The 18,433-nt window shown below is 72.2% G+C and carries 23 protein-coding genes; 14 read left to right on the top strand and 9 right to left on the bottom strand.

From position 1 onward, the window contains the following. Positions 1–59: 59 nt before the first annotated feature. Positions 60–1,037, bottom strand: a complete 978-nt coding sequence (locus AC3EN4_RS19620) for an NlpC/P60 family protein (RefSeq protein WP_435207228.1) — start codon at positions 1,035–1,037, stop codon at positions 60–62. Positions 1,038–1,578: 541 nt separating this feature from the next. Here AC3EN4_RS19620 and AC3EN4_RS19615 point away from each other — a divergent pair. Further along, positions 1,579–2,061 (top strand): DUF6232 family protein, encoded by a 483-nt coding sequence (locus tag AC3EN4_RS19615; protein ID WP_435207227.1) that lies wholly within the window; start codon positions 1,579–1,581, stop codon positions 2,059–2,061. A gap of 18 nt (positions 2,062–2,079) precedes the next feature. Here AC3EN4_RS19615 and AC3EN4_RS19610 read toward each other — a convergent pair whose 3' ends face one another. Together AC3EN4_RS19610 and AC3EN4_RS19605 are read right to left on the bottom strand one after the other, a co-directional pair. Beyond that, on the bottom strand, positions 2,080–2,406 hold the full coding sequence (locus AC3EN4_RS19610) for a DUF3817 domain-containing protein (protein ID WP_422736584.1): 327 nt from the start codon (positions 2,404–2,406) through the stop codon (positions 2,080–2,082). A 26-nt stretch (positions 2,407–2,432) separates the two neighbouring features. Beyond that, positions 2,433–2,855: a hypothetical protein gene (locus AC3EN4_RS19605; protein WP_422736583.1), complete on the bottom strand. Its 423-nt coding sequence runs from the start codon at positions 2,853–2,855 to the stop codon at positions 2,433–2,435. A gap of 133 nt (positions 2,856–2,988) precedes the next feature. Between AC3EN4_RS19605 and AC3EN4_RS19600 the strand changes: the two genes are divergently transcribed. Genes AC3EN4_RS19600 through AC3EN4_RS19590 form a run of 3 tightly spaced genes read left to right on the top strand, consistent with a single transcriptional unit; the run spans position 2,989 to position 4,254 of the window. Further along, on the top strand, positions 2,989–3,336 hold the full coding sequence (locus AC3EN4_RS19600; protein ID WP_435207226.1) for a DUF6158 family protein: 348 nt from the start codon (positions 2,989–2,991) through the stop codon (positions 3,334–3,336). Continuing rightward, positions 3,336–3,662 (top strand): hypothetical protein, encoded by a 327-nt coding sequence (locus AC3EN4_RS19595; protein ID WP_435207225.1) that lies wholly within the window; start codon positions 3,336–3,338, stop codon positions 3,660–3,662. Before AC3EN4_RS19600 ends, AC3EN4_RS19595 begins: the two co-directional genes overlap by 1 nt. A gap of 52 nt (positions 3,663–3,714) precedes the next feature. Continuing rightward, a complete protein-coding gene (locus tag AC3EN4_RS19590) occupies positions 3,715–4,254 on the top strand; it encodes a DUF1360 domain-containing protein (RefSeq protein ID WP_422736580.1) in 540 nt (179 codons plus the stop codon). Between the two features lie 64 nt (positions 4,255–4,318). Here AC3EN4_RS19590 and AC3EN4_RS19585 read toward each other — a convergent pair whose 3' ends face one another. From AC3EN4_RS19585 to AC3EN4_RS19575, 3 genes are all read right to left on the bottom strand, one after another. Continuing rightward, complete coding sequence (locus AC3EN4_RS19585) at positions 4,319–4,513, bottom strand: hypothetical protein (RefSeq protein WP_421472824.1); 195 nt, start codon at positions 4,511–4,513, stop codon at positions 4,319–4,321. A gap of 50 nt (positions 4,514–4,563) precedes the next feature. Next, positions 4,564–4,797: a hypothetical protein gene (locus AC3EN4_RS19580; RefSeq protein ID WP_435207262.1), complete on the bottom strand. Its 234-nt coding sequence runs from the start codon at positions 4,795–4,797 to the stop codon at positions 4,564–4,566. Positions 4,798–5,053: 256 nt separating this feature from the next. Further along, positions 5,054–6,148 carry a 3-deoxy-7-phosphoheptulonate synthase gene (locus AC3EN4_RS19575; RefSeq protein WP_435207224.1) on the bottom strand — a complete coding sequence of 365 codons (1,095 nt, stop codon included), beginning with the start codon at positions 6,146–6,148 and terminating at the stop codon, positions 5,054–5,056. 273 nt (positions 6,149–6,421) lie between these two features. On the opposite strand from AC3EN4_RS19575, the gene AC3EN4_RS19570 reads away from it, so the two are divergent. Further along, positions 6,422–6,640, top strand: a complete 219-nt coding sequence (locus AC3EN4_RS19570) for a hypothetical protein (protein WP_422736578.1) — start codon at positions 6,422–6,424, stop codon at positions 6,638–6,640. Here AC3EN4_RS19570 and AC3EN4_RS19565 read toward each other — a convergent pair. Continuing rightward, positions 6,607–7,341: a phosphodiesterase gene (locus tag AC3EN4_RS19565; protein ID WP_435207223.1), complete on the bottom strand. Its 735-nt coding sequence runs from the start codon at positions 7,339–7,341 to the stop codon at positions 6,607–6,609. The two genes, AC3EN4_RS19570 and AC3EN4_RS19565, sit on opposite strands and share 34 nt — an antisense overlap. Before the next feature lie 105 nt (positions 7,342–7,446). Here AC3EN4_RS19565 and AC3EN4_RS19560 point away from each other — a divergent pair, with 105 nt between their 5' ends. The 4 genes from AC3EN4_RS19560 (at position 7,447) to AC3EN4_RS19545 (ending at position 11,862) form a co-directional block, all read left to right on the top strand. Continuing rightward, a complete protein-coding gene (locus AC3EN4_RS19560; RefSeq protein WP_435207222.1) occupies positions 7,447–8,739 on the top strand; it encodes a M16 family metallopeptidase in 1,293 nt (430 codons plus the stop codon). Next, positions 8,736–10,079: a M16 family metallopeptidase gene (locus AC3EN4_RS19555; RefSeq protein ID WP_435207221.1), complete on the top strand. Its 1,344-nt coding sequence runs from the start codon at positions 8,736–8,738 to the stop codon at positions 10,077–10,079. The genes AC3EN4_RS19560 and AC3EN4_RS19555 overlap by 4 nt, the downstream gene beginning before the upstream one ends. A gap of 161 nt (positions 10,080–10,240) precedes the next feature. Further along, positions 10,241–11,263 carry an aspartate-semialdehyde dehydrogenase gene (locus AC3EN4_RS19550; RefSeq protein WP_435207220.1) on the top strand — a complete coding sequence of 341 codons (1,023 nt, stop codon included), beginning with the start codon at positions 10,241–10,243 and terminating at the stop codon, positions 11,261–11,263. Positions 11,264–11,421: 158 nt separating this feature from the next. After that, the gene (locus AC3EN4_RS19545) at positions 11,422–11,862 is read left to right on the top strand and encodes a PPOX class F420-dependent oxidoreductase (RefSeq protein ID WP_435207219.1); all 441 of its coding nucleotides are present in this window, start codon (positions 11,422–11,424) and stop codon (positions 11,860–11,862) included. Positions 11,863–11,916: 54 nt separating this feature from the next. Here AC3EN4_RS19545 and AC3EN4_RS19540 read toward each other — a convergent pair whose 3' ends face one another. Then, positions 11,917–12,498: a nucleotidyltransferase family protein gene (locus AC3EN4_RS19540; protein WP_435207218.1), complete on the bottom strand. Its 582-nt coding sequence runs from the start codon at positions 12,496–12,498 to the stop codon at positions 11,917–11,919. A gap of 189 nt (positions 12,499–12,687) precedes the next feature. Here AC3EN4_RS19540 and AC3EN4_RS19535 point away from each other — a divergent pair, with 189 nt between their 5' ends. From AC3EN4_RS19535 to AC3EN4_RS19515, 5 genes are all read left to right on the top strand, one after another. Beyond that, complete coding sequence (locus AC3EN4_RS19535) at positions 12,688–13,380, top strand: TMEM175 family protein (protein ID WP_435207217.1); 693 nt, start codon at positions 12,688–12,690, stop codon at positions 13,378–13,380. 74 nt (positions 13,381–13,454) lie between these two features. Next, complete coding sequence (locus tag AC3EN4_RS19530) at positions 13,455–13,871, top strand: CBS domain-containing protein (protein ID WP_435207216.1); 417 nt, start codon at positions 13,455–13,457, stop codon at positions 13,869–13,871. A gap of 359 nt (positions 13,872–14,230) precedes the next feature. Beyond that, positions 14,231–14,602 (top strand): SCP2 sterol-binding domain-containing protein, encoded by a 372-nt coding sequence (locus tag AC3EN4_RS19525; protein ID WP_422736570.1) that lies wholly within the window; start codon positions 14,231–14,233, stop codon positions 14,600–14,602. Beyond that, on the top strand, positions 14,602–16,662 hold the full coding sequence (locus tag AC3EN4_RS19520; protein WP_435207215.1) for an amylo-alpha-1,6-glucosidase: 2,061 nt from the start codon (positions 14,602–14,604) through the stop codon (positions 16,660–16,662). Before AC3EN4_RS19525 ends, AC3EN4_RS19520 begins: the two co-directional genes overlap by 1 nt. 95 nt (positions 16,663–16,757) lie before the next feature. Next, complete coding sequence (locus AC3EN4_RS19515; protein WP_435207214.1) at positions 16,758–17,510, top strand: lysophospholipid acyltransferase family protein; 753 nt, start codon at positions 16,758–16,760, stop codon at positions 17,508–17,510. A 202-nt stretch (positions 17,511–17,712) separates the two neighbouring features. Here AC3EN4_RS19515 and AC3EN4_RS19510 read toward each other — a convergent pair whose 3' ends face one another. Next, positions 17,713–18,423 (bottom strand): hypothetical protein, encoded by a 711-nt coding sequence (locus tag AC3EN4_RS19510; protein WP_435207213.1) that lies wholly within the window; start codon positions 18,421–18,423, stop codon positions 17,713–17,715. Between the last annotated feature and the right edge of the window lie 10 nt (positions 18,424–18,433).

Here is an 18,433-nt window from a genome sequence, read left to right as displayed (position 1 = left end):
ACGGCGAACGGCCGGCGTCCGATAGGGGGACGCCGGCCGTTCCTCGTATTCGGGCCGCGTCAGGTGACCCGGCCGTAGCCGTGGATCGACATCATGTTCATGCCGCGCTTGAGCACGTTGCGACCGGCGCTGGGTGCGTCGATCACCTGTCCCTCGCCCACGTAGAGCGCGACGTGCCCGAGGCCGCTGTAGAAGACGAGGTCCCCCGGGCGGAGGTCGCCCTTACCGATGTGCGCGACCGCGCCCCACTGCATCCGCGCGCTGTGCGGCAGCGACCGTCCGGCCGCCCGCCAGGCTGCCAGGGTGAGCCCGGAGCAGTCGTACCCACCGGGCCCTTCGCCCGCCCAGACGTACGGCTTGCCGATCGCGCCGTAGGCGTACCGCACCGCTGTGCCGGCGTCCCCGGCGACGGCCGGCGCCTTGCGGGCCTCGACCTCGGCCGCCTTGGGCGCGGGTCGTTCGGTGGCCGCCCCGTACGCCTGTCGGCGCAGCTCGTACAGCTCGGCCAGGTCCTTCTCGATGCGCGTCCTGCCCGCCGCCAACTCGCGGGCCTGCGCGGCCTGCCGGGCCAGCGTGGCGTCCAGCCGTTTCTTCTCCGCGAGCAGCCGTCGCTGGTTGTCGGTGAAGCCGGAGATGCGCTCCTGGCGCTGGCGGGTCAGCTGGTCCAGGGTGCCGAGCCGGTCCAGCAGGGCGGCCGAGCCGCCGGGCCGGAGCAGCGCGTCGGCGGTACGCAGACCACCGCTCTTGTACGCGCTGTTGGCGAGTGCGGTGACGTCCGCCCGGCTCTGCTCGGCCTGCTGTTCGAGCGGGCCGATGCGGGCCTGTAATCGGGCCACCGCGGCTTTGTTGACCTTGATGTCCTCCGTGAGCTTGTTGTACGACTCCACGACCCGCTCCAGCTCGGCCGAGGACGTCTCGATCCGGCGGGTCAGGTCTGCGGGGGACGGCTCGGCGTGCGCCGCCGCCGTCGGGGCGATCAGGGCGGCCGACAGGCCGACCAGCGCCACGGTACGCAGCAGGGTTCTCAGGGATGACAAGAGCGAGAGGCTCCTCTCCCACGGCCGCCGACGGGGCTGCTGACGCCCTCGGCGACACCGGCCGGGGTCGTCCTGGTGGACGGCACTGGGCCGGACCGGCTCGCCCAACCTAACCCGGGACGGTTGTGCTGCGCAGTTGAAGCAGGGGCGAAGGTTGACCAAGTGGCAGGAAGTGCCGCTGCGGAACGACAGCGTCAACGGGGCTGCCGACACGGGGAAGAAGGCTGGACAGCGTCCTTTTACCGCAATCTGACCGATATGCGACTTTCGTCGTTCCCGGCGCATGCCGCCGGTTAGCAGCGCGCCATACCCGATAAAAGGTGAAATGGATGCTGTTCCCCGGCCATGTCGCCCGAGGGGGTGACCGGTCGGTCCGCCGTAAATGCCCAGGTGGAGTGGCAGCGCCCCAACACAATGGAGTTCGGGGCCGGGAATCCCGTCATCGAACACTCACGCCCGTGGTGACGCACCGACCCCACAGACCGCACCCGCGGGAGGAACCGTGAATCGTGAAGGCGCAACGACGCGACCGCAGCGAACGGTGCCCGGTGCCAGGTCCACGCTGCTCTACGCGCGACCCGGCATCATCGTCACCGTCGACCGGTTCACCGTCGGCCGCACCAGCTACCGCGTCCCCGACCTGACCCACCTGCGTACCACCCGAGGCCCGCACGACCGGATCGCCGTCCGGGCCGTCGGGATCACCGCGTCCATGATCGGCGTGGTCGGCCTGCTCCTCGGCTTCAGCGGCGGCCTGCAACGGCTGACCGCCGGGGCGTACCTCATCCTCGGCGCGGTGCTCCTGCTACCGGCCGCGCTCGCCCTCGTCGGTGACCGTTGGCGGCCACCGCCGTACGAGCTGTGGGGTTGGCACCGGGGTACGGAGGTGCTGCTCTTCAGCGCCGACGACGAGCGGCAGTTCGGTCAGGTCACCCGGGCGCTGCTACGGGCCCGGGAGGTCAACCGGTACGGCGGGTGGGTCGACCCGCTCGCCTCGGCCGACCCCTGGCGGCCGAACCGCTGACGGGCCTCCGCCGCCCGTTCAGCCGGCGACCGGCTCCGGCGTACGGGTGGCGGGCCGGTCCAGCCAGGCGGTGACGCGACGCTCGGCGTAGAACGAGACGAACGGCACGGTGCCGGCCAGCATCACCAGGAGCATCCGCTTCAGCGGCCAGTCGGCCCGGCGGCTCAGATCGAACGCGGCCACCAGGTAGATCATGTAGAGGAAGCCGTGCGCCGGGCCGACCGTCTCCACCACGACCGGATTGTCGAACGCGTACTTCAGCGGCATCCCGATCACGACCAGCAGGATCAGCACCACGCCCACGATCCAGGCGATCACGCGGTACCGGGTAAGGGCTGCGCCCACGTCGTCCGTCCTTCTTCAGGCCCGGCTCAGCCGGGATAGTCACCGGGCCGGGCGCCCGGATTGGCGTTCAACCATGACAGGTAGTCGTTGTACGCGGCCAGCGCCGCGTCGTCACCGTGCGTAGCGCTGACCGGTGCCCTCCGCACCCGCACCGGTCGGCGTACCGCCGGTCGGGAATCGGCCCCCACGGCCGGGGTCGACTCGTCGGCCGGCGCGCCGGGAGGCTCGGTCGCGCCCTGTGCGGCGCGGCGGGCCAGGCGCACCTCGCGCCACCAGACGTACACCACGAAGCCGGCGAAGATCGGCCACTCGACGGCGTACCCCCAGCTGAGGTCGTTGCCGGCGGTGGCCCGGCTGATCTGCCACCAGCCCAGCCCGAGGAAGCTCCCGACCAGCACGACCATGGCCACGTGACGTGCGATCCACGCCGGGGTCCAGAGCCACCTCATGGCGTCGAGGGTACCGGGGCCGGCGGCGATCTCCGACACGGTGTCGTAGCTGGCGCGCGGACGGGAGGGTTTGGCGTCACCCGGTGTGGGCATCCGTCTAGACGCCAGCCCAAACGAGACCAGGGGGGCGACGATGACCGGATCGGTACGCGAGGACGGCTTTGCGTCCAGCGATGGTACGGAAATGAGCCCGGAGCAGAGGGTGCCCGAGTGGAGCGGCGACCACCTCGCCGACCTCGACGGGGACGCGGTCGGCGCCGAACTCGACGGCGACGCGGCCGGCGTCGACCCGACGGAGCTGACCGACGACGATCTGATCCGCGAGATGCACAGCCTGCACCGCACCCGACTGGACACGCTGCGGCACGCGGCGGACTCCGCGCTCGCGAACCACCTGCGGCGCACCGCGGAGCTGGAGACCGAGTACCTGGCCCGGCACCCGGGCCGGGAGGTCGACCCGAGCCGTCTGCGGGACGCCTGATGGCGGCGCGAGCCGTGCGCGGCATGTCCGCGCCACCCGAGGTGGTCTTCAACACAGCCACCGACCCGGCCCGGGCCTCGGCCTGGTTGCCGGCGCCACTGCGCAACGACGGTAGCCCGCCGGCCGAGGTCAGTGGCGAGGAGCTGCGGGCCCGCTGGGGCGACGCCGACTGGGCGGCCGAGATCCGGGTGGCTCCGGCCGACTCTGGCGGCGCGCGGATCCAGCTCGACCTGAGCGACGGCTCGGGCACCGACCCGGACCAGTTGGCCGACGAAGCGTTGACCAACCTGGTCCGCGAGGTCGCCGACAACCTCCAGGCCGGTTGAGACAAATCGACAGCCCGGAACGTTCGCACCACGACGACATGGAAGGAGACCGGTGACCGACACTGGCCTGCGACAGAGGGTGGCGCGGCTGCGCCGGGCGTACGCGCCGCACGAGCATCGACCGCTCGGCGGCTACCTCGCGGCGATGGGCACCTACGCGGGCGTCACCGGAGCGCTCGCCGGCCTGGTCAAGGTGACCGGCCGGCCGGTGCCCGAGCGTCCCGCCGCCGCCGACGTGGTGCTGCTCTCCATCGCCACGCACAAGCTCAGCCGGCTCCTGTCCAAGGACGCGGTGACCAGCCCGCTGCGCGCCCCGTTCACCCGGTACGACCGGCCGATCGGCAGCGGCGAGGTGATGGAGCAGGTCCGCGACTCGGGCAGCTCCACCCGGCACGCCATCGGTGAGTTGCTGAGCTGCCCGTTCTGCCTGGCGGTCTGGGTGGCCACCGGACTGACCGGCGGACTGGTGCTCGCCCCCCGGCTGACGCGTCTGGTGGCCACCGCGCTCACCGCCGTGGCCGCGTCCGACTTCCTCCAGATGGCGTACGCCACGGCGCAGCAGGCCGCCGAGGGCGGGCACGACGACGACTGAACCGACGACGGGTACGACGCGACGGGGGCCGGCGGATTCGCCGGCCCCCGCTGTCGTACCCGCGTCAACGCTGCATGCCGGACCAGCCGTGCGGCGACTCCGGCTCCCGTTCGTCCTCGTCCGCGCCCGTGATGATGTCGCGGTCGACCGCCGTGCGGTCGTGTTCGTTGGCGAAGTCCGGCTCGGGCGTGGTGTCCCTGCCCTCCGGCGGCTGGCCCAGCGCCGGGACCTTCTCCTCATGGTCCTCGTGGTGCGTCATGGTGTGTCGTCCCTTCGCGTCGCTGGGCTCGCTGGCTGCGCTCGTTCCGCTCACCCGACGTTGCCACCCAGCAGGTCGCTGGCCTCGTCCACCGCGTACTCACCCTCCGGCAGCGCGTTGATCCGGGCGAGCAGTTCCGGCGGGAGTTCGGTGGCGACGGCCCGGCGGTAGATCTCCGCCTGGGTGATGCGCTCCTGACCCCGGTAGAGGTCGTCGAGCAGGTCGTCGAGGGCGCGGGTGTCCGGCTCATCGGCCACGGATGCGTCGTCGGTCACGCTGATCAGCTACCCGGGCCGGAATCGGTCAAACGTCACGCCCGCCCGGACAGACAGCGCCGCCCCCGGCCTCGTGAGCCGGGGGCGGCGCTGGTGTCGGTGTGTATGTCGCCTCTCGGCGAGTGGCGCGACGCGGCTCCAGCCGAACGGTATTCCGCGAGGGCTATTTAGGTGAGGCCCGGGGACACTGAGCACACCGACACCTCAGTTAACCAGGCACCGCCCACTCGTGTTCCGTGCACCGCAGTGCCGGCCATCACACCTCTCAGGCATGGGTGGGCAGGGTGGCCCGGCGGGCGCGTACGGCGGTGGCCAACTCCGCGAGCACCTCGGCGGTGTCGTCCCAGCCGAGGCAGGCGTCGGTCACCGAGCGGCCGTACACCAGCTCGCGGGTGGGGTCGAGGTCCTGCCGGCCGGGCAGGAGGAACGACTCCAGCATCACGCCGGTGATCCCGCGCTGGCCGGCGGCCAGTTGAGCCGCCACGTCGGCGGCGACCCGTGGCTGGTTGCGGTGGTCCTTGCCGCTGTTGGCGTGGCTGGCGTCGATCACCAGGCGCTCGGGCAGCCCTGCGGCGCGGAGCAGGTCGAGCGCCCCGGCCACCGACGCCGCGTCGTAGTTGGGCCGACCGCCGCCGCCGCGCAGCACCAGGTGACCGTCGGTGTTGCCCCGGGTGTGCATGATCGCCGGGGTGCCCGAGAAGTCGATGCCGGGGAAGACGTGCGGCACTCCGGCGGCGCGGATCGCGTCCACGGCCGTGCCGATGCTGCCGTCGGGGCGGTTCTTCATGCCGATCGGCATGGACAGGCCGGAGGCGAGCTGCCGGTGCACCTGGCTCTCCACGGTCCGGGCGCCGATCGCACCCCAGCCCACCGTGTCGGCGATGTACTGCGGGGTGATCGGGTCGAGGAACTCGCAGCCCACCGGCAGGCCGAGGCGCAGGACGTCGAGCAGCAGCGCCCGGGCCCGACGCAGACCGGTGTTCACGTCGCCGCTGCCGTCCAGCCCGGGGTCGTTGATCAGGCCCTTCCAACCGACCGTCGAGCGGGGCTTCTCGAAGTACACGCGCATGACGATGAGCAGGTCGTCGGCGAGCCGGTCGGCGGCGGCGCGCAGCCGCTCGGCGTACTCCAGCGCGGCCGCCGGGTCGTGCACCGAGCACGGGCCGACGACCACCAGCAGGCGGTCGTCCTCGCGGTCGAGCACGCGACTCACCGCGCGGCGGTCGGTCAACACGGCCGCGGCGAGTGGGGCGTCCAGGGGCAACTCGTGGTGCAGCAGGGCGGGTGTGGTCAGCGGCACGACGCGGTCGATCCGCTGGTCGCTGACCCGATCGGTCTCCGGGGTCGTCACGGTGGGCATCCTTTCGCCGACCGTGCCCGGGGCCGGTGCCCGGGACGAGCCGGCTGCTCGTACGCAGAGAGGCGGGAACGACAGCTCCTGCCCGGCCGGCTCGGTCCGTGGTGACGTCAGATCATGGTGAAGTCACCGGCGTGCGAGCCGGCTGCCTAAACCATGGATACGTCCTCATCACCCGGCCAGCCTACCCGACCGGACCGGGCTCGCCGGTCCCTCGTCCCAGGATGCGGAGTGAACACCGCGTGCGAATGCCGGGCCCGGGGTAACAGGGGTGCCATGACTGACGAGCAGAGCGATCAGGAGCGGGCAGAGTCCCGCGCCCACCACCTCCTTCCCGAGGAGGCCGCGGTGGGCAGCGACGATCCGCAGGCGCAGGCCGAGGCCATCCTCGCCGAATCGGACCTGCGCGAGGCGGACCAGAACGCGGCGCCGGACACGGTGCTGGAACGGCGTACCTCCGATCAGACGGTGGCCGCCGTCGAACCGCCGGACTGAGTCGACGCCCCGCGGGCCCGACGTGACCTCCGGTAGGTCTGCTCGCGCAGCCAGGCGAGCGGACCTGCCGCCCGCAGCCCGGCCGGCAGGTTGCGCACCGGGTCGAACGCCAGCGCGGCGTCCTGGCGGGCGTCCAGCGGGGCGCCGATGGCGACCTGGCCGACCGGCCGCCACGGCCCCACGGCGGACGCGACCGCGAGCACCAGCCGCGGCGCGTCCGCCCGGGCCACGGCCGTGACGGCGGACAGGGTGCGACCGAGGTCGACCGCCTCCGGGTCGGCCAGCGCGGCCAACCAGAGCCGGCGGCGGCCGGTCCGATAGCCCATGATCGTGCTGTACGTCCCGGAGAAGTCGCGGCGGGGCAGCGGCAGGTTCCGCAGCACCGGAGCGGCGCCGCTGGAACTCACCAGCAGGTCGAACGGAGGCCCCGCCTCGACGTGCACGCGCAGCGCCAGGCCCAGCACGTCCGGCCACCCGCCCGGCGTGGGCGTCCCCCGGGACAGGCGGACCGTGCCCGCGTACACACCGGGGTTGTCCAGCAGGCCGACCCCGACGGGCGGTCCGGGCGTACCCCAGATCGTCACCTGGGCGGCGAACGACGCGCCCACCGGATGCAGCAACCGGCCGCGGCGCAGGCGGCCGAGCGCGGCGCTCGCGCGTTCGACGACGCGGGCGGCCGGTCCGGCGGTTGGTGGGGTCATACCCCTGCGGTACCCCGAGCGGCGGACTCGATGCGAGCGGGTCGGTCGGCTCGCCGACGCACCGCACGTCACCTTTCCGCCCGCGAGATCGGATAGCGTCGTGCCATGCCCGACAGTGGTTACCCCTGGCCCATCGAGACGTCCCGACTGGACAACGGCCTGCGTGTGGTGGTGAGCGAGGATCGGACCGCGCCCGCGGTGGCCGTGAACCTCTGGTACGACGTCGGATCCCGGCACGAGCCGGCCGGGCAGACCGGCTTCGCCCACCTCTTCGAACACCTCATGTTCGAGGGCTCGGTGAACGTGGCGAAGACCGAACACATGAAGCTGATCCAGGGCTCCGGCGGCTCGCTCAACGCCACCACCAACCCGGACCGGACGAACTACTTCGAGACGGTCCCGGCCGAGCACCTGGAGTTGGCGCTCTGGCTGGAGGCGGACCGGATGGGTGGGCTGGTTCCGGCGCTCACCCAGGAGACGCTGGACAACCAGCGTGAGGTGGTCAAGAACGAGCGCCGGCAGCGCTACGAGAACGTCCCGTACGGGGACGCCTGGCTGCGGCTGCTGCCGCTGCTCTACCCGCCGGGGCACCCGTACCACCACTCGACGATCGGCTCGATGGAAGACCTGAACGCCGCCGACCTCGCGACGTTCCAGGCGTTCCACGAGATGTACTACGCGCCCAACAACGCGGTGCTGACCGTCGTCGGCGACGCCCCGGCCACCGAGGTGTTCGCGCTGGCCGAGAAGTACTTCGGCGCGCTGCCGGCCCGGGACGACATCCCGGCCGCCCCGGACGGGCGGAACGTGCCGGCCACCGGGCAGCCCGCCGTGGAGACGGTGACCGCCGACGTGCCCGCGCCGCGCGTCTACGTCGCGCACCGCGGCCACCCGTTCGGCACCCCCGGGTACGACGTGCTCACCGTGCTCGCGACGGTCCTCGGCAGCGGTCGTGGCAGCCGGCTCTACCAGCGCCTCGCCGACGGCGAGCGGATCGCCCAACCCGACCTGGTCGGTGCGTACGGGGTGGACCTGGCGCACGCGCCCGCGCCACTGATCGCCACCGCCACGGCCCGGCCCGGGGTGAGCGCCGAACGGCTGGCCGAAGGGCTCGCCGAGGTCGTCGACGAGTTGGCCACCGTGCCGGTCACCGCCGCCGAACTGGACCGGGCCAAGGCGCTGCTGAGCACCGCATGGTGGCGGCAGATGTCGACGGTGGACGGCCGCGCGGACACGCTCGGCCGGTACGCCACCCAGTTCGGTGACCCGGCCCGGGCCGCCGACCGGCTGCCCGCCTGGCTCGCCGTGACCGCCGAGCAGATCGCCGAGACGGCCGCCGAGGTGCTCGGCGCCGCCGACCGGGTGACCCTGACCTACGTGCCCGAGGAGACCGCATGACGCTGATCACCGCCCGTCCCGGCCCGGGTGCCGCTCGCCCGTACCGGTTCCCGCCGGTGGTCCGCCGCGCGGTGGGCGGTGGCCAGGTGGTCGCCGCGCACCTGCCCGGGCAGAACCTCGCCGTCGCACTGCTGCTGCTCGACGCCGGCGCCGGCCGGGAGCTGACCGGCAAGGAAGGGCTGGGCGGCGTCCTCGCCAAGGCCATGGAGGAGGGCACCGCGCAGCGGGACGGGACCGCGTACGCGCTGGCCATCGAGGCGCTCGGCACCGAACTGGTGACCGGGCTGGACTGGGACTCGTTCCAGGTCAGCGTCCAGGTCCCGGTGGACCGGCTGACCGCCGCCGTGGAACTGCTCGCCGAGGCCGTCCGGACGCCCCGGCTCGACCCGGCGGACGTGCGTCGGGTCCGCGACGACGAGGCGAACGCGCTGCGGATGGACTGGGCCAACCCCGGTCCGCGCGCCGACGCCGCGCTGCGCGCCGACCTGTTCGGCGCCGACACCCGGTGGGGTCGACCGATGTACGGCGACCCGGACTCGGTGGCCGCCCTGGACGTGGAGGACATCACCGTCTTCCACTCCGAGTGGTTCCTGCGGCCGGGCACCCTCGTCGTCGCCGGTGACCTGGACCGGATCGACCTGGACGCGCTGGCGGCGGCGGCGTTCGCCGGCACCGGCGGCGGTCCGGCCGAGCAGGGCGGTCCGATCGAGGTGCCGCTGCGCGCCGGCCGGCGGATCATCCTGGTGGACCGGCCGGGCTCGGTGCAGTCCACGCTGCGGCTGGGTCACCCGTCGCCGCACCGGGGGCACCCCGACCACGTACCGATGACCCTGGCCGGCACGGTCCTGGGCGGGGCGTTCACCTCCCGGCTCAACCACCTGATCCGCGAGGTGCGCGGCTACACGTACGGCATCCGGGGCGAATTCGCCTCGTCCCGCCGGTTCGGCCGGTTCGCGGTGAGCTCCGGCGTGCAGACCGCGGTCACCACGCCGGCCCTGGTCGAGGCGGTGGGCGAGATCGCCCGTACGCAGGCCGAGGGCGTGACCGAGGACGAGCTGGCGGTGGCCCGCTCGTGGCGGGCCGGGCAGCTCTCGGTCGAGTTGCAGAGCCCGCGGGCGATCGCGTCCGCCCTGACCACGCTCGTCGTGCACGACCTGCCGGACGACTACCACGCCCGGCTGCGCGAGGAACTGCTCAACGCCGACGTGGACCAGATCTCCGCCGCGGCGGCCACCCACCTGCACCCCGACGCGATGACCCTGGTCGTCGAGGGCGACGCCGCAGTGATCCGCGAAGACCTGGAGTCGGCAGCCCTGGGAGACCTCCACCAGCTCCCCTGACCCGGCCTGACCTCGTTGATCAAGAGGTTCGCGTCAGATTGCACGCGTTTCTTGACGCGAACCTCTTGATCAACGTTCCGGGCGCCGTTCGGTGTGAGGTGGGACCCGGGGGGTGGGAAAGGGGTCCCGGTTTCCGGGGTGGGGTGGGTAGCCTCCGGGGCATGAGGATCGGCATTGTGGGGGCCACCGGCCAGGTCGGTGGCGTGATGCGGCAGGTGCTGGCGGAGCGGGAGTTCCCGGCGGAGCAGGTGCGGTTGTTCGCCTCGGCGCGGTCCGCGGGGCGTACGCTGCCGTGGCGCGACGAAGAGGTGACCGTCGAGGACGCCGCGACGGCGGACTACTCCGGGCTGGACATCGTGCTCTTCTCGGCCGGTAAGGGCACGGCCAAGGAGCTCGCTCCCCGGGTTGCCGAGGCCGGCGCCGTGGTGATCGACAACTCGTCGGCGTTCCGGATGGACCCGCTGGTGCCGCTGGTCGTCGCCGAGGTCAACCCACACGCCGCCACCGACCGGCCGAAGGGCATCATCGCCAACCCCAACTGCACCACGATGGCCGCGATGCCGGTGCTGCGCCCGCTGCACGCCGAGGCCGGCCTGATCGGCCTGGTCGTCTCGACGTACCAGGCGGTCTCCGGCGCCGGGCTGGCCGGCGTCGCCGAGCTGGACGAGCAGGTCCGCAAGGTCGCCGAGCACGCCGCCGGTCTCGCCTTCGACGGGTCGGCCGTGGAGTTCCCCGCGCCCCGCTCGTTCGCCGAGCCGATCGCCTTCAACGTGCTGCCGCTGGCCGGCTCGATCGTCGACGACGGCTCGTTCGAGACCGACGAGGAGCAGAAGCTCCGCAACGAGAGCCGCAAGATCCTGGAGATCCCCGACCTCAAGGTCTCCGGCACCTGCGTCCGGGTGCCGGTCTTCACCGGCCACTCGCTCCAGATCAACGCCCGCTTCGCGCGGCCGATCACGCCGCAGCGGGCCCACGAGCTGCTGGCCGACGCGCCCGGTGTCGCGCTGACCGCCGTGCCGACGCCGTTGCAGGCCGCCGGGCAGGACCCGACCTACGTGGGCCGCATCCGCGCCGACGAGACCGTCGAGTACGGGCTGGCGCTGTTCTGCTCCAACGACAACCTGCGCAAGGGCGCGGCGCTCAACGCCGTACAGCTCGCCGAATTGGTCGCCGCCGAACGCTGAGGACCACCGTCTGCTGCGGGCCCGGCCGGTCACGGTCCGGGCCCGCGGTCCGTGGGGGGCACCGGCACGTCGGGAGCGGACGCGTGCCGGTCATGTTTGGATGGAACGGAGCCGACCGTGCCACTGGACGAAGCCGACCGTGCCACCTGGAGGAAGCCGTGCCGGAGGACCCCAACCAGCAGGCGTTGACCGACCTGATCGCCGGTCGTTCGATGGGCGTGCTCGCCACCATCAAGCGCGACGGACGACCGCAGATGTCCACCGTGGTCTACTCGTTCGATCCCGCGGCCGGCCTGATCCGGGTGTCCGTCACCGAGAGCCGGGCCAAGACCGCCAACCTCCGTCGGGACCCGCGCGCCAGCTTCCACGTCAGCAGCGAGGACGGCTGGGCGTACGCGGTCGTCGAGGGGCGGGCCGAGTTGACCGCTCCGGCGGCCGACGTCGACGACGCCACGGTCGAGGAGTTGGTCGGGCTCTACCGGTCCTTGCGCGGCGAGCACCCCGACTGGGCCGAATACCGCAGCGCCATGGTCGGCGAGCAGCGGCTGGTGTTGCGCCTGCACGTCGAGCGGATCTACGGAATCCCGCCCCGCTCCTGACGGCTCGCGGCGTGCCCCGCTCCCTTTCCGGTGCGCCGCGGTTCCGGCCGCCGGTCAGCCCGGCGCGATCACGGTCACCCCGGGCCAGCGTTGCGCGGGCCGGTGGCGGGCCAGCCGCTGCCGGGACAGCGCGACGTCCACCCGGGTCGGGTTGTGCCGCCACACCCCGCCCAGCAGGTCCGCAAGGCCGTACGGGGCGCAGACCTCCAGCTCACCGTCCGTCGACAGGCGTACCGCCACGGCCGTGGCGTACTCCGGCCAGGTGGCCACCGCCTCGGCGACGCTGCGATACGGGGCGATCGGGTCGCCACCGAACTTCGCGGCGTACCAGGTGTGCACCGCCGCCTGGTTGCGTGCCTGCCACCGTAGGGCCGGCCAGGCGGCGGCCAGGCGGTCGGTGGCCCGCTGGTCGTCCTCGCGGGACAACCGCGCCGGGTCGAAGAAGACCACGTCCACGTCGCGGACTGTTCCCGGGTCGAACCCGTCGCCGTACCGCTCGCCCCAGACCAGGTCGCGCAGGGCACCCGCGCCGATCCAGGCGTCGGGCAGGCCGGAGTCACGGACCACCGTCAGCGCCCGGGTCAGCCAGGCGTTGCCGGCGACCAACTCCCGCAGCTCCCGCTCGCCCGTCAGCACCCCATCCACGGTAGGCGGCGTCGCCGGAGCACGCTGCCCCGCGTCACGGGTGCCGGGACCGTCGGCGGGTATACCCGACCGCCGTGTCGAGGCCGGTCCAGGTCGGATGGCCGCGGTGCCGCGTGTCGGCACCGGCCCTGGAAGGGATGGCACGTCCGCGTCGGCGCGGCTCCAGGCGGGGAGGGCGGGATGAACATCGGGCGGGGAAGCGACGACGAGGGGCGAGCCGGCGGTGGAGGCCCGTTCCTCCGGTCGGAGACCTCCCGTCTGCTCGCGTTCAGTGATGGCGTCTTCGCCATCGTCATCACGCTGCTGGTGCTCGACCTCCAGCCGCCCCGGGTGGGCCGTGGTCAGATGCTGCACGCGCTCGTCGAGCAGTGGCCGGCCTACCTGGCGTACGTCACGTCGTACGTCTTCGTCGCCGTCAGTTGGGTGAACCACCGGTCCGCCCTGGCCCGGGTGGCAAACAGCGGGAAGGGTTTGCAGGGGTACAACCTGGGCGTGCTGTTCACGACGGCACTGCTGCCCTTCACGACCTCCATCGTCTCGCAGGCCGTACGGCAGGGCGACCGGGCGGACGAGCGGACCGCCGTCGCCCTCTACGGGTTGGTCGGCATCCTGCTCTCAATGAGTTGGCTGGGTCTGTATCACTATCTGACCCGCCGCGACGACCTGATCGACCCGGCGGTGTCCCGGGGGTTCTTCCCCGAGGAACGCAAACGGGCCGCGGTCGGCATCCTGGGGTACGCGTTGGCGGTTCTCGTCGGGTTCGTCACCCAACCGCTGTTCGCATTGGTGATCTTCCTGCTGCTGCCGATCTTCTACATCCTGACCAGCAGTGGTCTCTACGAGCTGCGCCGCCTGCGCCGGCCGGACGGATAGCCGCCGAACCGAAGGCGTTACCCCCTGCGGGACGGCGGGTAGACGAGCCGTGCCGACACCGAGAGGGGAGCACCATGACAACGGTCGGAGAGTTCATGACGACCCGGTTGGTGACGATGGACGGCAACGACACGCTGATCGCCGCCGCGCAGGAGATGCGCGACAGCGCCATTGGCGACGTGGTGGTGACCGATGGCGACAGCGTCGTCGGTATCGTCACGGACCGGGACATCACGGTCCGGGGTGTCGCGGAGAACATGGACCCGGGCTCGACCCGGCTGAACGAGATCACCAGCCGCGATGTGATCACCGTGAGCCAGTACGACGACGCGGTGTCCGCCGCTGACCTGATGCGCACCTACGCCGTACGCCGACTGCCGGTGGTCGACGAGGGCCGCCTGATCGGCCTGGTCTCGATGGGTGACCTCGCGGTCGAGCGTGAGCCGCAGTCGGTGCTGGCCGACATCAGCGCCGACGACCCGAACAACTGACGCAGCAACGCACAAAGCGCCGGCCCTTCCCGTCCAGGAAGGGCCGGCGCCCCCCTGCCCCCGCCCCCTACCCCCGCCCCCTGCCTGACCTCGCCGCTCGCCCCCGGTGATCAAGAGGTTGGCGTCACGACACGCCGGAAGCGGTGACGCCAACCTCTTGATCACCGGGGCAGAGCGGCCGGGGCAGAGCGGCCGGGGCGGAGCGGCGGGGGGCGGAGGGGCGGGGCGGGGCGGTCACCCTAATTGGGCGAGGTTGGGGTTGTGGGGTGCGGGGACTTGTGCGGGGACGTGGGACGCCGGCCGTGAAGGCTGCCGCGTGGGTTGCGGCGGTCCGGCCGACTGGGGGAGGAGTGGACCCGATGGTGGACGCGACCACGAGGTTCTTCGAGGACCTGGACCGGCGGGGGTACGAGCCACTGCTGGCCAAGACCTCCGGGACACTGCGGATCGACCTGCACGAGGGGGCGCAGACCCGGCACTGGCTGTTGAAGATCGACCATGGGCGGCTCGACGTGAGCCAGGAGGACCGGGAGGCCGACACGGTGATCGGCGCCGACCCGATGCTGTTCGACGAGATAGCGGCCGGTCGTGAGCACGGCCTGGCCGCCGTGTTGCGCGGGGACATGACGGTGTCGGGGGACGCCCGGCTGTTGGTGCAGGTGGAGCGGATCCTCCCCGGGTCGCCGGACGCCCGTGGGCCGCGTCGCCGCTTCGCAGGGGAGGTGCGGTGATGGGTCAGAGCAACACGATCCGGATCCTGGACGGCAGCACGTTCGTCGTCTGCGAGGACACCGGCGACATCGAGGCGACGCCGAGCGAGCCGACCGGGCTCTTCTCCCTCGACACCCGGTTCCTGTCCACCTGGGTGCTGAGTGTCAACGGCGAACGCCTCAATTCGCTGTCGTACGACGACCTGCAGTACTTCGAGTCCCGGTTCTTCCTGGTGCCGGGGATGGCCACGCACTACGTGGACGCGAAGTTGTCGATCATCCGCGAGCGTGCGGTCGGCGGCAGCTTCCGGGAGCAGCTCACCATCCTCAACCACGACGAGAAGGCTGTCGACCTGGAGATCCGGATGGACGCGGCGTCCGATTTCGCCGACCTGTTCCAGGTCAAGGACGAGATCCTGAACAAGAAGGGCGAGACCTATACCGAGGTCGAGGCGGACAGGCTGCGCCTGGGCTACCGCCGGGGCAACTTCCGGCGCGAGACGATCATCTCGTCGTCGGTGTCGGCCCGCTACGACAACCGGGGTTTCGCGTACACCGTCCACCTCGAACCGAACGAGCAGTGGGACACGACGATCGACGTGCAGACGCGCGCGGTCGGGCCGGGGGACCGGGACCTGCGGATGGGCGTGCGCGTGCACGGCGGCGAGCGGCTGGCCCTGCAACACGACCTGGAACAGTGGATCGCGGACGCGCCGAAGGTCAACAGCGAGCACGGTCGGGTCGCCGCCACGTACCGCCGCAGTCTGATCGACCTGGCGGCGCTGCGCTTCTCGCCGCTGTCGCTCGGGGGCGCGACCCTGCCCGCGGCCGGTCTGCCCTGGTTCATGACCATGTTCGGCCGGGACAGCATCCTCACCTGCCTCCAGACGCTGCCGTTCACACCGCAGCTGTCGAAGACGACGCTGCGCATCCTGGCGTCCCTGCAGGGCAGCCGGTTCGACGACTTCCGGGACGAGGATCCGGGGCGGATCCTGCACGAGATGCGCTACGGCGAGACCGCCGCCTTCGAGGAGCAGCCGCACTCGCCGTACTACGGATCGGTGGACGCCACCCCGTTGTTCCTCGTGCTGCTCGACGAGTACGAGCGGTGGAGCGGGGACGTCGCGCTGGTCAAGGAGTTGGAGCAGGAGTCCCGGGCCGCGCTCAAGTGGATCGACAGTTACGCCGACCTGATCGGCAACGGCTACATCTGGTACGAGCGCCGCAACACCGAGACCGGCCTCGAGAACCAGTGCTGGAAGGACTCCTGGGACTCGATCTCCTACTCCGACGGCACCCTGCCGCCGTTCCCGCGGGCCACCTGCGAGGTGCAGGGGTACGCGTACGACGCGAAGGTCCGCGCGGCACGGATGGCCCGCCTGTTCTGGGACGACCCGGAGTTCGCGGACCAGTTGGAGCGGGAGGCGGCGGAGCTGAAGGAGCGGTTCAACCGGGACTGGTGGGTGGCCGACGGCGAGTACTACGCGTTGGCCCTGGACCCGGACGGTCGCCAGTGCGACATCCTCAGCTCCAACATCGGCCACCTGCTGTGGAGCGGGATCGTCGATCCGGCTCGGGCCGAGAAGCTCGCGGCGCACCTGGTCGGGCCGCGCCTGTTCTCCGGCTGGGGGGTGCGCACGCTCGCCGAGGGGGAGGCCCGGTACAACCCCATCGGCTACCACAACGGCACGATCTGGCCGTTCGACAACTCGTTCATCGCCTGGGGTCTGCGGCGGTACGGCTTCGCCGAGGAGGCCGCCACCATCGCCAACGGCATGCTCGACGCGGCCACCTACTTCGACGGTCGGCTACCGGAGGCGTTCGGCGGCTATCCGCGGGAGCTGACCAAGTTCCCGGTCGAGTACCCGACGGCGTGCAGCCCGCAGGCCTGGTCTACAGGTACGCCACTGCTGCTGCTGCGCACCATGCTCGGTCTCGAACCGCACGACGGGCACCTGGCGGTCGAACCGCGTCTGCCGGTCGGGATGGGCCGGATCGAGGTCCTGGACATTCCGGGTCGTTGGGGGCGGGTGGACGCATTCGCCCGGGGCCGGCTCGACCTGCACAGTCTCGCCGACTGAGCCGCGCGCGAGGCACACCGGCGGCGGCGCGGCGTCCGCGTCGCCGCCGGGCCGCCACCCAGGCGATCCCCAGCCGGACACGGTAGATTCTGCGGATGCCGGAGCTCGTGTACCCGCCCGTTATCGCCGCTGCCAAGACGCTGTTCCGGGTCCTCGACCTGAAGATCACCATCGAGGGTGCCCACCACGTACCCCGCACGGGCGGGGCGGTGCTGGCCAGCAACCACGTCAGCTACCTCGACTTCATCTTCGCGGGCCTGGGCGCGAACCCCTCGGGTCGGCTCGTCCGCTTCATGGCCAAGCAGTCGGTGTTCGCACACCGGATCTCCGGCCCGCTGATGCGCGGCATGCGCCACATCCCGGTGGACCGGCAGGCCGGCGCGGCCTCGTTCCGGGCGGCCGTCGACGCGCTCAAGCGCGGCGAGGTGGTGGGCGTCTTCCCGGAGGCCACCATCAGCCGGTCGTTCACGGTCAAGGAACTCAAGAGCGGCACCGTCCGGATGGCCCGTTCGGCGAAGGTGCCGGTGCTGCCGGTCGCGCTGTGGGGCACCCAGCGGCTCTGGACCAAGGGCCGGCCCCGCACGCTCACCCGCCGGCACACGCCCATCACGATCATCATCGGCGAGCCGATCCTGCCGGCGGACTTTCCGGACCCGAACGTGCTGGCCGCCGAGCTGACGACCCGCCTGAGTGCGCTCGTGGATCGGGCCCAGCGCGAGTACCCGGATGCGCCCGCCGGTCCGGAGGACACCTGGTGGCTGCCGGCTCACCTCGGCGGGAGCGCGCCGACGCCCGAGGAGGCCGCCGCGCTGGACGCCGACGGCGAGGAACGCGCCGCCAGCGTCTGACGACGCCCGGCCACCCCGCCGGCGCCGCCCGAACCTGCCGCCGGCCGTCGCTCGGATCTGCTGCCGGCCGCCGCTCGGACCTGCTGCCGGCCGCGTCCAGACCTGCTGCTGGCCGCGCCCGGACCTGGTGCCGGCCGCGCGCAGGCTGCCAACGACGCCGGGGTACGCCACGAACGACACCCGGGTACGGCCGGGCTTCGCGTCAGTGACGTCCGGACGTGCCGTCGGCGAAGCCGTCCCAGGAGCTGGGCTCCGGTCCCGACCGGTAGTAGTCGTCGCGGGAGCGGAACTCCACCGGCAGCGAGCCGGGCAGGGTGATCCGGGGTTCCCCGGCGAGCAGCGCGGGGCCGGCCCGCAGCAGCAGCACGTCGCGCTCCTGCGCGGACAGGTCCACCAGTTGCGGGCGGGTCAGCCGGAACATGGCCACCGCCCGGCGGACCTGCCGGGCCAGCGCGACAACCTCGCCCGGTGACCCGCCCAGGCTCAGCGCCGGCTGCTGGATGGTCCGCAACGCGTCGCAGACGATCATCAGCTGCGCCGGGTCCGTGGGCGGAAGCTCCAGCCGGGACGGCCACTGCCAGCGGATCTGGCCGGTCATCAGCCCGGTCAGCCGCCCGGTGGGCCGGGGCCGGGGCGCCTCGTCGGCGACCAGCGAGAGCTGTGAGCCGGTGCCCACCCAGCAGATCCGCTGGTCAGTGACGGTCACCGTGACGGGGCCGGGGAGTTGCCAGGCGCGCCGTGTCTCCGTCGGCCCCAGCAGGTAGCCGGCCACGAGCAGCCGGTGCCGCCCGAGCACCTTCTCGCCGGGCAGCGGGCGCATGTCGTACCGCCGGTCGAGGGTGGGGCCGGCGTCGTCGTCCGGCGCATCGAACCGGTGCGGGCCGATGAAGAAGGGGGACGCGTCGGCATGCATCGTCACGACC

It is taken from the genome of Micromonospora sp. bgisy143 (assembly GCF_057708145.1).
Note: the sequence above shows the minus strand (reverse complement) of the source record. Positions and strands in the feature narration are given on the sequence as shown.